Genomic DNA, 13209 nt, shown 5'->3' on the forward strand with positions numbered 1-13209 from the left:
GAATTGATAACTATTTTAAAGCGTTAATTGCACTGGCCGCCGTAAATGGTGACGATGCTATTTTGAATTTGGTAAGTCGATTGGTTGAAGGCACACAAAACCGTTAGAATATCTTCCAAGGAGCTTTGGTTCAAGAAAGAAGTCGTAAACCTGCAATGCTGTGTTTCTTTCCTTTCAAAAATGATCTGCACCCCGTATTTCTCACTTAACACGCTCGCTGCTTCTGCATAGGTGGCATTATTAAAGGATATATCTTCTTGCGCCCAGTTCATTACAGGTGCCATGTTTACCGCAGTATTCCGTTCTACTTTCTCGTCTTTTTGCGACACCAATAATTGCTCGTTCGATGTAAGCACACCTAACGCTTTCCCGCTGGCATCTACCTTCACCTTGCCTGTTTGTACCGTTACGGTTACTTGGGCTTCCCCTTCCATCGCTTTTACATTAAAGGCGGTACCCAGTACGGTAGTTGTTACATCGCCCGTGTGCACTACAAAAGGCTGCGTAGCATGGGGTGCAATGTTGAAATACGCTTCGCCGGTAAGGTATACATCGCGGGTTGCGCCGTTGAATGTATGCGGGTATTGCAATTGGCTGCCTGCTTTGAGTAATACCGAGCTACCATCTGCCAGCTTAATAAAGCGTTTACCTTGCTCTTTCGCGGGCTGGTTCTGGGCGAGGGTAGGTGTACGTTTGGTGGGCATCAATAGCCATACACTTACCACGCACAGGGCCAAAATAGCTGCCGCCATAGCAAGGCGCTGGATGGTGAATAGGCGTTTTGGTGTAGGATGGGTGGTTTGCACCTTGGCCATGATATTGGTGTACAATGTATGATAATGCGGTTGCATCGCTTCTTGCGTAGGAAGGGTGTCTTCCTCGGCGTCGAAACCTTGGTAGAACTGCTCTACGAGCTGCTTTTCTTCCTCGGAGCATTCGCCGTTTTGGTATTTTAATAATAGGGCCGCGATTGTTTCTTTATTCATTGACGTGGGATGTGCTTTGATATAAGACACACTAACAAACCCCTACCGCCATTCCTTTTGAAAATATTTTTCTGAAGGGTTATTTGGAAGGCTGTATTTTGAATGTCGCCGGATTATTATAATTTACACCACGGTGAACAAGTAATACGCGAGCTAATAAGAATGTTGCAATCAACCAAAATATACGCTGCCTTAGCCGACGACCTGTTATTGGCTGAAATGAAGCATAACAACCCGCTGGCTTTCGAAACGTTGTATCAACGTTACGTGGATATGATGTACCGTACCGCGTTCAAACGTTTACAATCGAAAGCAGCAGCCGACGACGTGGTACAAGAAGTATTTGTTAATTTTTACGAGAAGCGGCACCAATTGGCGGCCGACCAGCATGTGAAAGCTTACTTATTTGCCAGCTTGCGGAATAGGATCTTGAACGAATTCCGCAATCACCTCATCCACGAACAACACCACGCCAACATTGCGGCTACGCAAGCGCAACACAACTACTTACAACTAGGGATTGATGGGAAAACCTTGGAAATGAAATTTCGCCAAGTGTTAGAACAGATGCCGGTGAAATGTAGGGAAGTGTTTGAATTGAGTCGTTTCGAGGCCTTGCCGAATAAGTCGATCGCCGAGCGATTGGGTATTTCGGTGAACACGGTAGAGAAACATATCAGTAAAGCCTTGGCTATATTAAGGAAGGAATTAAGCAGCCAAGAACTAGGCATGGTGGCATTCATCTTCATGCTATACAATAATTAACATTTACTTACCACGCATTCGTTTTACCTTCATTATATGAAATTGATCTTCAAATATATAGTCCTCCTAGGCATGGTAGCCGGTAGTTTTCACAAGGCTTCTGCACAAATGGAAGACATGCAAGCGAAAGTATCTACGGCCGGTAAGTTCGTGTATTTGCTCGAAGATCAAAAAGTACGGAAAGCTTTGCGCTTGGTGAATGCCGATACACTCGATCGCCAAGCGGGGTTAAAAAGCCGTGTACAACAAGCTGCTAAAGAAATGAAGGCGGCGAAGAAAACAGGCGCGGGTTTGTTCTTCAATGTAACCCCTATTGGTGAAGATATGCGCGTGTTGGTGGTATGTCAATACCAAGATAAAAGTAATACCAACATTATCCTCTACGAAGTAAGTATGCTCTTCGATCCTGGGAAGGATGGCAAGATTGGTACCCTCACCTTCAACCCTCAACAATACACGAAAGAAAGTACGGAGTAAGTTGTTTTTCATAAGATGATCTAAAATTCTATGCCCAGAAATATGGAATTATATTATAATATAACTACCTTTAATGGATTGATGTAGAAGCAAACGAAGCGAGAAACCATACCAATACCTATTGAAAACCGGTTGTTGTAACAACGATCATCCTTATTACCATGAAAGCATTGTTCATCGTGTTAGCAAGCTTACTGTTATTGTGTATAGTACAAGAAAGTAAAGCGCAAGTTGTAATTGATACTACTGATCAACCCACGTGGATTACAGTGGCGATGGACTCGTCGATTACATGGCCTACGTTTGGGCAATGTCCCGACGATTTGTATGCCTTTATTCTTTCCAACTTAGATTTCAAAACGGGTAAGAAGAGTTTGCGTAACCAGAAGTTTATACCTGTAGCCTTAAAGATTGGCAAGTTGGGTACTATCCAGCGTTTTCAAATCCCGATGCTCGAGAATAAAGAGAACAAGCCTTTTATTAACGAGGTAAAGCGTCTCATCCGGCAAATGCCCCGCTGGAACGCGGCTTTCAATTATACCGATGGTGTTCGGAAAACATTTAAGACCACCGTGTACTTGCATGTTTATTTTTATAAGCAGTATTATATCAACAAGCTGGGGAAAACCTAAATATTTTTTGTAGGTTGCAAGGGTAGAACGATGGCCTATGCAAAGAATACTTTTCCTATTTGTTTTCGTATTGGTGTGTGCAACGCGCAGCCAAGCGCAATACTTTGAAGGTAAAATTGCTTACGTGAGTAAGTACACCAGCAAAGTAGACGGCGTAACGGATGCACAATTCGGCACATTGTACGGTACTTTGCAACAGTTCTACATCAAAGACGGCAATTATAAATACAGTTACAACGGGATTTCTCGCCGCATGCAACTTTACCGTGGACAAGAAAACCGTTTGTATTTCCTCACTTCCAAGCCTGATACCCTTTTCTACGTAGATGCCTCGCGCATGACAGACACCATCGAGCAGGTAACCCGTATTCCCGGCGCTGCCACTATACTAGGTTATAATTGTGATGCCCTTACTTTCCGTACACGCCATGGTGCTACCACGTATTACTACAGCGCACAACTAAAGCTCGATGCGTCGAAATTTGCCGGTCATACCAGCAACAACTGGGCAGCTTATTGCGAGCAATCTGGTGCTGTGCCCCTGAAGATAGTACAGGAGGTAAACGATTATAAAGTAGAAACTACGGCCACGCAAGTAATGCCTTTGAGTTTACAAGAAACGTTCTTCCAAATACCTGCGCGTACGATGTTGCAGAGCGTGATGCCGTAGGTATTACATCCATCACTTTCTCTTTTATTTACTCCGAACTGCGCATATTCCTTTCGCTTGCGTTTGTGTTTACCCTGCGTGTTATTTGTTTACTGTGTATCGCAGATTTGATACGGATGTTTTTATTGAATGCGTTGCCTTTTTTAGGCTGTGCTTTGAAAGTAATTGTACTAGGTAGTTTGCCTGTTTCAAGTTGTGTTGTGCTGTGTACTTCCATGGGTGTTTTTACTTCCTCCTTTGTTTCCATGTACTTTAGGAAAGCGGCCATATTGTTGATGGGGTAGGATGAACTAGCTGTTGTTGCAGTGTTTTGTATGTCCATGTAAGTGTGTTGCGTACTTGTGTTTTCTATTTCCAATATGGTGGGTATGCCAGGGGCGGTTTGCACGCATAAGTCTGCCTCCGGGGTTGTTTCCTCCGCAGGTATTTTGCTTACATTGTTCACAGCTTGTTTTGGGTATACGCGGGCAATGCACATTGGGTTTTTATATCCTGCAACTATGTTGTATGCTTGGTCGTTTAGGATTTCAATGAATTCGAATCCAATAGATACAAACAAATGTCGTGGATCATTGGGCGTGAAATCCAAGTGAAGTTGTAAAGCTTCTGTAAGGGGTTGATCTACGGGTAATACAGCCGACTTAACGTAGGTAGTATGCGCCTCCATGGTATCGAAGTTAATAGCATGTACAGCAGCTACGAATGTAAAGTGCGTAGTGTGGTTGGGAAGGCGTAATTCGTGTTGAGGGTTGAAGGCTTCCATGTTAACCTGTGCAGTACCGTTTTCCCTATCCATATGAATGGTAGGTTTTGATCTACATACCCGGTAGAAGTTAGCAGCTTGGTTGAATTGGAAATCGGCCAAGCCCATGATATCGCCCGCTTCCACGGTGCGTTCGCCGCGAATGTGCTGGGTATCTTTTTTGATGATGGCTAATAGTGTGGATGACAGCCTTTTGTACATACTAGGATCGGGTGCCAGCTCTATCATCTCTTTAAAAGTTAAACGAATAGCCGATGCTGTTTGTGCAGCCCTGCCAAACTCGGTTCTATGCGAACGAATTTTTTCATAGCATTCATTATTCCAATTAGTGGGTTTTCTTTGTTTCGTAAGGGTAATGAAGCCATTGGCCGTAGGGTATACTGCCACTTTGTGCAGTTGTTTTGGGTTGAGATACATAGCGTTACTCATGGATGCGATTTTTATTTGGTTAATAAACAGTACTATATACTACTCAAATATGGTACCTAGTAGCGCAGTTTTGTGGCATTTACATGTATATTTTATGTTGTTATTTATACCGGGTTCATCTTATCGATGGGTACGTTTTAAGTGTATGTAGTACGGGGGATGACAGGATTGGGAGGAGGGAGCTTTGAATTACATCGAAATCACATGGAATCACATGGGATTTACATTAAAATCACATGGTGCCGTCGATGATTCAGAATATAAGAATTTCGTAAAATAAAAGTTATTAATATTTATACTGTACTTTTTGCTAAATTCTACAAGGAAATCTTCGCCATCATCCCTTATAAGAGTTACTAATTGAGTTTGATTAAAGCTATCTACTTTAAATCATGAAATTAGAATTTAGCTTGTAGTACCTTAATGATAATATTAGGATTTGTTGGTAAATACACCGCAATAATCTTTGTTTTCAATTTCCCTGGGAATATTGGTGCTTATTATTCTAAATACATTATTTAATTCTTTATCTGAAGAGTTTCCTTCTCTTATAGTTATTCCATCTATTTTTAAAATATAATAGAACAAATCATGAGATAAATGTCTTTCTGATATTTGAAATGGGGAAATGTGTGTAAGTAGACTATCTATAAGATTTTTATCTTTTATTTGAAGACTAAATGAAGCTATTTCTTCCATTTTATCATTCTTATTTACTAGATAATTTATAGTGTCTGACTTCTCATGACAAAATCTAACTACACCCATTCCTTCATTGTCTAAATTAATTATGTAATAAGAAGTATTATTGGGACATTCAATTAGAAATGAATAGTTTTTAACTGCGGATCTCTTTATTGCACAACTTGGAAGAGTTATAATAGGGAGTAATAATAGGAATAATAATTTTGACAATGTATTGATTTTTTATTTATTAAGAAAAAATACAGCTAAATTGTACGCCACTCTTTCACCAAGCTTACTTCCCTTCAAGGCATTTGAACTTATCCCCGCCATCGTCAACCCAAATGGATAGTAATGCGTTTCCTCCAAAATAGGGCCATTTTGTCCCTGTATTAGTTATGATACTGTGTATGCAACAATATGATCGTAATGGATTTGGACTAATTGTTGATGCTGATTGCTTCCCATTACTGTTTTATATTTTAAAGTGTTATGATAAGTAAAAGATGATAAAGAAAAAGAATTACTGTTTAATCCTACATCATTATTCTCTAGATATATGAACTAAGAAATTATAAAAATCTTTACTTATCACTGTGAATGTGTCATTTGATAATCCAATAAATGGCACTTCTATAAATTCACCACTATTTTTATATAAGCCATACGCAGTATCGCCTCCATTGCTTCCAATAAGGAATAAACTTGGAGCAAACGTAGAGACCATATAATCATCATTAGCTTCAAATAATTCTTCCATTCCCCACAATCTAATATATCCTTCTTCTCCAATCTCTCCTTCACCTCCATTATAAATTGTAATGTATGCTAAGTAATCTGTCCATTTTGAGGCCGATTTTACTTACAACATCAGTAATTACATCAACAGGTTGCGGAGAATTTCCAGTGATGTTTTTTGTTAGTTCGATTATTTCTTTTTTCATACAATCTAATTATCTATCATCCAATACAAGCTTCTCGGAAATCAAAATATCCTTTTGTAGCGCCAGTATTTAAAAAATCTTTTACGTTTTTATAATTAACTGTTTGGGGTATATCTACTGAAATATAAGTTTTGATATGACTTCCTTCCCAATCACACCCTAATTCGGTAAGCTTTTTAGTAGTATTGTCAATTTCTTCTTCGATAAAGAAACTTATATTTATTGTGCTATGTCCAGATGCCGCAATTATATCTAGGTAATGTAATTCACCATTGTCATTTTCAACACTAACTATATCTCCATATGCAATACTGGTGGCAAAAAAGGGAATGTTGACTATTCTATAGTAGTTTCCATGTTTTTCAGCCCATACACTTTCAATATAATAATTATCATCGAATCCTTTATAGGTGAATAGGATTTTATCTAATTCTTCATTCATACGAGGATTTTGGTGCCTTTACAAATTAAACTAGAAAAGGTAGCTATATAACTACCTTTTCTAGTTCGGATCATGTGGTATTGAAATTAGCTATATTAATTACTTGCTCAAACAATCAAGTTGGTAAAGTCTTTCCTTTACAAAATCATATATTGATTTATTTCCATAAGGTAATGTGACATCTTCCCTTAAAGGTTGCTTTTTATAAAGCGGTTCTTTGCTTTCTAATATGAGCCTTAATGGGTGGCAATTACTCACTCTATTTATAATTTGTTTTCTAATAGATAGTGCTAAATGAGGCGAAATCCATAAACTTCTAAATTTATAATCTAATTGTGTATCTAATAAAAAAGCTGGAATTTCACTTTTATAAAATGCATTATTAATAGAGTCAACATATATTTCAATATTAGCTTCAATATATGTTTTTAGATTTTTTTCTTTAAAACCCTTGCTATCAAAACTTATGTCCTGTGCATGTGACGTATTACAGAAAAGAAATAATGCGCCTACTATCGCAGTTGAGATTATTTTTGTCTTCATGAATTTACTTTAAAATTATTTTTTTTACCTTCAGTATATGCCATGTTACCTATCTTATTTTTAGCACGACTATTTGCATCATTTTCAAGATTTATCTTGCTTCTAACCTTTACAATTTCATTAAGAACAGCAGTAAAAACATATTTAATATATTCAAGTATTTTAAAATTCCCCTCATCAGCAAAGTAATCTCCTATATCTTTCATTATGGAAACTGATCTTATAACATCGTCTTCCACATAAATATTATACTCATTGTTTAAGTTATCATGATTACAAACCGGACAGGTATCAGTTTCAAGTATCCCGTAAACTTTTGCCTTTAATGCTCCTTTTAATGTGTTAAAGAGAAATGCCATTGTATAAGTTACTCCTATATCATTTCGAATGCCATAATTTTAGTACCAAACAATCCCGCTTCCGTAATTCAATATATGCAGTTCCTCCTCGATAACCCTTTGGCAAAGTTCCTTCAACAATGCATACTGTTGAATCCTTCATAGTAACTTTGAATGGTTTTTGCTTTTCGATAACTTTTTTACCAAATCTTGTAACAAAAAGTGTTTCCGCGATTTTCTCCGCTGTAATCGAATTTGGAATAACATCATTGGGTCCAATTATTTGAGTATTACCTTGAAGACTCTTTGCAGGATGCATTATAAATACAATCATGCCTACAAGTAATAGTGAAGAGAGAAGAATTTTCATATTAATATTTTTTTAAGTAATGATAATTTTATCCTAATCCAATTTCCTTCTTATTCCTTCCGGAGGTTTGCTTTGTGTCGGATGAGGAGTTTTGGAACTATCTGTCGAAGCATCTGGTGGCTCTTGCGGCACTGTTTTTTTGCTAGTTGGGTCTTTCGGATCACTTGGCATATCTGTATTTACCACCTCAATTCTTCCTTCATCATGTTCTCTAGATTCAGCAGGTGTGTACTTAAGCAAAGTACCATTGGGGGTAACTACGAAAGCTACCTTAAAATCAGAATTGTCTGTGCCAATCATATCATCGGGAGAAAATTGATTATTTAAATAATTGGGATCGTACGCACCATGTGTATGGGCATCTCCCTCTAGTGATGCACCCCGTGGGGTTTGGTAATACCATGGCGTGTTCTTGACATTATTTCCATCTACTTCCTTGGCTTTTGTATATGAGTAAAGAGTTTCACCTTTTTTCTTTACTGAATATATATAGGAAGATAATTCCTTATTTTTTGCTATGGAAGTAAGATTGTACGTTCTACCAAAGTACTTGGCAGCATCATGAACCGTTTTAAACAAATCTCCAGGCCTGGTGGGTGAAGGCATTAACGCTCACTTTGATAAAAAAACATTGCAGCGCATCCAGGACATTGAGAAGCTGGATGAGGATACTAAAGAGAAGGTGTATTTCCTTATTGATAATATTATTCAAAATACCAAAGCTAAAAAAGCCTTTAACTCATAAAAGTAAGCCGCAGAGACTTGCTCTGCGGTTACCATTATTATATACCATTGGTTTTAACTCCTAAAATATTAAATTTCTTACTTGAACAATCATAGAAAAACTCAACTATACTTCCTCCACTATTAATATAATTAATTCCTGACGATGTGCTTACTACATTAAACGGAATGATATTTATAAAAAATTTACCATTTTTAATCCGTAGTGGAACTATCCTGAAGAGTATTATTGATTTCTTTTCTTTCAACTTATTTTGTACGCCAAAAACGTCAAGCACCTCTATATTATGAGCCCCTATTCGCCGTGGAATACTTTCTGTAGTTATATTATTTTCTTCCAATAACAGTGTTTGTACATTTTCAGATGAAAGTTGAGCACAATAATTACTAAACGCTTGATAATACAAATTTGTACTATCAAGCGTCTCTGTATTATCCGCTTTTTGCCCAAATGCCCAACAAGGGGTAACAACTAAAAAAAATATTAATCCCCATAACTTTTCCATAATTCTATTTCTTTATGCCAATACTAAAAAATTGATCAAATGTAAAGGTTGCTACTGTACCACCACCATTGTATATATAAACCGTCTTATTCCCTTGAGCCAAAACATAACGATTACCTGTAAATCCTTCTACATTAGCTCTTGCATTCGGCACATCTCCAATATTCTCTCCATTATGCATTAAATTCGACGGAGGATTCCCAAAGGAAGATGTCTTTGTAATTTCTGTATTACCAACTATTTCTTTGTTTACTACAACTCCATCAGGATGCGTATGCCATTCTCCTGATAATTCAAGCCCAATATTGTTCAAATCATTTTTATTTGCCGCCAGCATGGTGTTTATTGAAGCATATGGGTCTTTTGATGGATCAGCATTTTCTCCAGCCTTTGCCCTTACCACAAAATCTGACCCATCTTCTCTCTTTCCAAAAAAACCGCCTTCTTCGTGAAAAGAAGGTGATCCTGCATCCGCAAGCGATTGCTGCATAGCAGCTCGTACAGTCGCACCAGGTAACTCAACAGCTGATGTTAATCCTTCTTTATTCACTTTGCCGTTTTCCCTCATACTCACTGAAATTGCAGCTTCATCTTTTATAGTCCTGACTGCATATATTTTTTTATCATTAATACCATCCGAACCTATTTTCTTATTTTCAAGGTTGTAATAATCACCAGGTATCATTCCATCCGCGTCTATAAATCTTATCGGATTATCAAAGGCATAAGTATACGGTGACCATCTCCGCATTTTATCCGCTAATGGATCTATTACCCACCATCGCCCGATTTGCGGATCTTGCATTCTCGCTCCATAGTCATACAACTCAAGCCCCGAACCATCCCCGAACTCTTTTGATTGAAGTTCCTTTCCGTTGTATTTCAAGCGGTTTTCCGCATAGTTAGTCCCCATCAACGCATTGGAACTAATCCCCGCCATCGTCAATCCAAACGGGTAATAGTGCGTTTCCTCTAAAATAGGCCCACTGGCAACAAGTAAGGTAACGTTATCAAAGAACACATCTGTAGAACTTTCATTGGTGGGGTACAGGTACAAGAAACCGCTTTTTTGTACCACCATCTTAGAAGCACCTATGTTTTGTACTTCACCGGGTGTGGCAGCTACTTGTTTTACACCGCTGTTTTCTTCTACTAATATAAAGTTTTCATCGAATAATGTGTAATTCAAATAGGCTTTCGGGCGGTTATTTTGTAAAGGATCTGTGTCTCGTTCTTTGAGGCGTTGGTAACCATTGGCAAAGAACTCGGCGTTGATGGGGCCTGCTGCGTTGGCAGCGATACCTTTGCCTACTTCTGTGGTGGCACCACCCAAGGCGTTGATCAAGGATGGTAATAAATCGTTGATAACGTTGGGATTGGATTTTGTTTCTCCTGCTACTTCTTTGTAGTAAGCTTGGGCACCGAGTGAAACGGTATCGCCGGCCATTACTTTAATTACTAAAGAGGGGCCTACTTTCGAATTAGGGTCGTTACCATTTAGACGGGCAACACGTTTGTTTGTATTCTCCGTCGACATGGTTCTTTGCGTACCATTAAACCCGCTCGGTACAGCAGCGCCTGTTTCCTCTATGTTACTGAAGAGTTGGGTTTCTACGGGGGCATTCTCCGTTTCCATGGTGGCTACGTATGAAGAGAGGTCCGTTTGCTCGGTAAGTACCATGCGGGTATTGCCGAGGTGATCTTTCACGAAGTAATCATACACGTAACTAACAGGTTGGCCAGCTTTTACAACGGGGCGAATGCGGCCTTCGGATTGGCTGGCAAACTGCAAGGTGTCGTTCTTGTAAATATAGCCGCCGATGTAGGTCGTGGTATCTCGTTTTACACCCGCGGTGGAATCGATGACGATTTTCTGGTGTTTCGTACCCGCTGCATCGTATACATACAAAATGTTGCCTTTGCCTTTAATGTGGATGAACTCGGGGAGGTTAAGGATATTGTAGCGGATGCTGTCAATGGCCTTGTTGTTATCCTTGTTCATGCTGCCGTTTACATCGTAGGCGTAATCGTTGCCGGTTGGATTGTTGTCGAGGAAATCGCCGAGCTTGGCTGTAGGGTTGGGTGCTACGGAGTCTTTAACGGCTAATAGTTTGTTGCTGTTAGCGGCGTATGTGTATACGAGGTTATCGACGAGGGAGGAAGTGGTTCCTACAAGGCCGAATTGTTTCATCGTTAGGATGTTACCGTTTTCATCGTAGCTGATTTTTGGTACATCGAACTGGATGGTGCTATTGTCGACGTAGTTGGTACCCACACCGCTGGCATCTTGTTTGAAATCGGCATAGGTTAAGCGGTTGGTTCTATCGTAACCGAAACCATATGAGCGGGCAATGCCGTTGTTAGCAGAACGCCACTTGGTGCCGGTGATGTTACCGTTTAACTGTAGCTGGTTAAAGCCACGGTCGTAGTTGAGTTCCATCCCGAAGAAGTGGGTGGCGGTGTTATTAACGTAGTTCTTATTGATGCCGTCTACCCAGCCACGGATATTATAGGTATACTCGAGTGTTTCGAGGTTGCTGCCGAGTGTTTTGGTGATCAATTGACCTAGTTCGTTGTATAGAGCTGTGCTAACTGTTTTATTGACACCGTCGTCATTTAATTGCATCTTGGTGTTAAGGAGCGCGCCGCCGTGGTTGTACTCGTTGCTTACCAATACTTTTTGCTTGCCATGTAAGCGGGCAGTTGCATTAGCATGTCGAGCATAGGACGACAGCATTTTACCGCTAAAATCATAGAGGCTTGTAACGGTGTCTTTGCCGCCGCTGTAGTTATCGGCAATGGCTTGGATCACGCGGTATTGATCGTCGTAATAACTTACGGTTGTAAGCCATTGCGTACTGTTTAATACCCTTGTTTGCGCTGCCGTTGTAAGACCAATAGTTGAATTTGTTTTGGTTACGGTAACCGGGTAGCTATTCGTGTACGATGTTAGTTTGGCAACATCTGCACTGGTATACCCCGGTACGGTTACTTGCGAGTAATCGTCGTAGAAGGTTTTTGTAAGTGCCGTAATATTAGCTACCGCTGGGAAATCTTGGTTGGCATCTACGCTGGTTTGCATTTGAGCTTGCGTTTGTACGCTGGCTGCAATGTAAGTGCCTGTTTGTGTAACGCGGTTTAAGCTATCGTATTTGCTTGCTAGCCATGTTCTTGATAAGCGTTGGTTACCATCTTGGGTAAGTACGATTTGATCGCGCTTGTTGTATACCATATATACGGCATCGGCACCCGGTACTTTTTTCAAGATCATCCTGTTTTGTACATCGTAGCTGTATTGGAAGCATAATTCATCTTTTACGCCTGCTGGGATTACCCAGTTGTTATTTCTCGTGATAACTACGGCTTTGGGTTGTAGTACAAAACGCAAGGTGTTCAATTCGTCGTAAACATAGTAAGTACATAACCAACCATCGTGGGCAGTGGCGCCATTGCCAATGCTTTGTACTTTCTTTAAGATCACTGTACCTGCTTTGTCTTTGTATTCCACTACGCGGTTGTCGTTTTCATCGCGTGTTTCAACAACACTGAGCATACCGGCAGGGTAAATGCCTGTTGTTGTTGGGGTGGCTAACTGGGTGGAATTAATATTCCAAATACGCACACTATCGGATAAGGTGTTAAACCTGTATTCAGTAGTTACCCCTTTGTTATTACCCGCCCAGCTTTTACCAGCGGCCATTTGTTTTAATGGGCGGTCGAGGGTTGAAGCTTCGAGTTCTGTGTTATTATAATAGAAGCCTTCCGTGTTAGAGAAAATACGATTGTAGAAAGCAGGTTGCTTAGTCGAAGCGTTCAACTTGGGCAAACCATTGCCCAACGAATCTACATAAGGCAAAAATTGTTGCGGTGAACGGCCGTATTGGTCGTATACACTTAACGTAACAATATCGCCTTG

General features: G+C 39.8%; 15 protein-coding genes. 4 read left to right on the forward strand and 11 right to left on the reverse strand.

Translation table 11 applies throughout. The annotated features are described in order from the left end of the window. Nucleotides 1–23: 23 nt before the first annotated feature. Nucleotides 24–986, reverse strand: coding sequence for a FecR family protein (locus LX64_RS20740; protein ID WP_111599610.1), 963 nt, complete (start codon nt 984–986; stop codon nt 24–26). A 162-nt stretch (nt 987–1148) separates the two neighbouring features. Here LX64_RS20740 and LX64_RS20745 point away from each other — a divergent pair, with 162 nt between their 5' ends. From LX64_RS20745 to LX64_RS20760, 4 genes are all read left to right on the forward strand, one after another. After that, on the forward strand, nt 1149–1751 hold the full coding sequence (locus LX64_RS20745; protein WP_158538699.1) for an RNA polymerase sigma-70 factor: 603 nt from the start codon (nt 1149–1151) through the stop codon (nt 1749–1751). Between the two features lie 36 nt (nt 1752–1787). Next, nucleotides 1788–2228: a hypothetical protein gene (locus LX64_RS20750; protein WP_111599612.1), complete on the forward strand. Its 441-nt coding sequence runs from the start codon at nt 1788–1790 to the stop codon at nt 2226–2228. 161 nt (nt 2229–2389) lie between these two features. Further along, a complete protein-coding gene (locus LX64_RS20755; protein WP_111599613.1) occupies nt 2390–2860 on the forward strand; it encodes a hypothetical protein in 471 nt (156 codons plus the stop codon). Nucleotides 2861–2897: 37 nt separating this feature from the next. Then, entirely contained in the window at nt 2898–3530 is a 633-nt protein-coding gene (locus tag LX64_RS20760; RefSeq protein WP_111599614.1) for a DUF4412 domain-containing protein, read from the forward strand. A gap of 28 nt (nt 3531–3558) precedes the next feature. Here LX64_RS20760 and LX64_RS20765 read toward each other — a convergent pair whose 3' ends face one another. The 10 genes from LX64_RS20765 to LX64_RS20805 all read right to left on the reverse strand — a co-directional run. Further along, the gene (locus tag LX64_RS20765) at nt 3559–4722 is read right to left on the reverse strand and encodes a hypothetical protein (protein WP_111599615.1); all 1164 of its coding nucleotides are present in this window, start codon (nt 4720–4722) and stop codon (nt 3559–3561) included. Between the two features lie 432 nt (nt 4723–5154). Beyond that, nucleotides 5155–5637 (reverse strand): hypothetical protein, encoded by a 483-nt coding sequence (locus LX64_RS20770; protein WP_148707409.1) that lies wholly within the window; start codon nt 5635–5637, stop codon nt 5155–5157. A 313-nt stretch (nt 5638–5950) separates the two neighbouring features. Then, nucleotides 5951–6166 (reverse strand): hypothetical protein, encoded by a 216-nt coding sequence (locus tag LX64_RS25875; RefSeq protein WP_148707410.1) that lies wholly within the window; start codon nt 6164–6166, stop codon nt 5951–5953. A gap of 200 nt (nt 6167–6366) precedes the next feature. Continuing rightward, on the reverse strand, nt 6367–6792 hold the full coding sequence (locus LX64_RS20775) for a DUF4265 domain-containing protein (RefSeq protein WP_111599617.1): 426 nt from the start codon (nt 6790–6792) through the stop codon (nt 6367–6369). Nucleotides 6793–6891: 99 nt separating this feature from the next. Then, complete coding sequence (locus tag LX64_RS20780; protein WP_111599618.1) at nt 6892–7335, reverse strand: hypothetical protein; 444 nt, start codon at nt 7333–7335, stop codon at nt 6892–6894. Next, nucleotides 7332–7694 carry a hypothetical protein gene (locus LX64_RS20785; protein WP_111599619.1) on the reverse strand — a complete coding sequence of 121 codons (363 nt, stop codon included), beginning with the start codon at nt 7692–7694 and terminating at the stop codon, nt 7332–7334. Before LX64_RS20785 ends, LX64_RS20780 begins: the two co-directional genes overlap by 4 nt. Before the next feature lie 19 nt (nt 7695–7713). After that, entirely contained in the window at nt 7714–8043 is a 330-nt protein-coding gene (locus LX64_RS20790) for an NTF2 fold immunity protein (RefSeq protein WP_111599620.1), read from the reverse strand. A gap of 33 nt (nt 8044–8076) precedes the next feature. Then, entirely contained in the window at nt 8077–8649 is a 573-nt protein-coding gene (locus LX64_RS20795; RefSeq protein WP_111599621.1) for a DUF4329 domain-containing protein, read from the reverse strand. Between the two features lie 176 nt (nt 8650–8825). Beyond that, nucleotides 8826–9293, reverse strand: a complete 468-nt coding sequence (locus tag LX64_RS20800) for a hypothetical protein (protein ID WP_111599622.1) — start codon at nt 9291–9293, stop codon at nt 8826–8828. A gap of 4 nt (nt 9294–9297) precedes the next feature. Next, a partial coding sequence (locus LX64_RS20805) for a DUF6443 domain-containing protein (RefSeq protein ID WP_211324860.1) occupies nt 9298–13209 on the reverse strand: 3912 nt, incomplete at its 5' end.

The organism is Chitinophaga skermanii (assembly GCF_003259335.1).
Taxonomy (GTDB): domain Bacteria; phylum Bacteroidota; class Bacteroidia; order Chitinophagales; family Chitinophagaceae; genus Chitinophaga; species Chitinophaga skermanii.

Coding starts and splice junctions, on each gene's coding strand:
- LX64_RS20775 (WP_111599617.1), bottom strand. CDS start 6,792: ATGAATGAAGAATTAGATAAAATCCTATTCACCTATAAAGGATTCGAT.
- LX64_RS20780 (WP_111599618.1), bottom strand. CDS start 7,335: ATGAAGACAAAAATAATCTCAACTGCGATAGTAGGCGCATTATTTCTT.
- LX64_RS20765 (WP_111599615.1), bottom strand. CDS start 4,722: ATGAGTAACGCTATGTATCTCAACCCAAAACAACTGCACAAAGTGGCA.
- LX64_RS20750 (WP_111599612.1), top strand. CDS start 1,788: ATGAAATTGATCTTCAAATATATAGTCCTCCTAGGCATGGTAGCCGGT.
- LX64_RS20800 (WP_111599622.1), bottom strand. CDS start 9,293: ATGGAAAAGTTATGGGGATTAATATTTTTTTTAGTTGTTACCCCTTGT.
- LX64_RS20760 (WP_111599614.1), top strand. CDS start 2,898: ATGCAAAGAATACTTTTCCTATTTGTTTTCGTATTGGTGTGTGCAACG.
- LX64_RS20745 (WP_158538699.1), top strand. CDS start 1,149: ATGTTGCAATCAACCAAAATATACGCTGCCTTAGCCGACGACCTGTTA.
- LX64_RS20785 (WP_111599619.1), bottom strand. CDS start 7,694: ATGGCATTTCTCTTTAACACATTAAAAGGAGCATTAAAGGCAAAAGTT.
- LX64_RS20790 (WP_111599620.1), bottom strand. CDS start 8,043: ATGAAAATTCTTCTCTCTTCACTATTACTTGTAGGCATGATTGTATTT.
- LX64_RS20755 (WP_111599613.1), top strand. CDS start 2,390: ATGAAAGCATTGTTCATCGTGTTAGCAAGCTTACTGTTATTGTGTATA.
- LX64_RS20740 (WP_111599610.1), bottom strand. CDS start 986: ATGAATAAAGAAACAATCGCGGCCCTATTATTAAAATACCAAAACGGC.
- LX64_RS25875 (WP_148707410.1), bottom strand. CDS start 6,166: ATGGAAGAATTATTTGAAGCTAATGATGATTATATGGTCTCTACGTTT.
- LX64_RS20795 (WP_111599621.1), bottom strand. CDS start 8,649: ATGCCTTCACCCACCAGGCCTGGAGATTTGTTTAAAACGGTTCATGAT.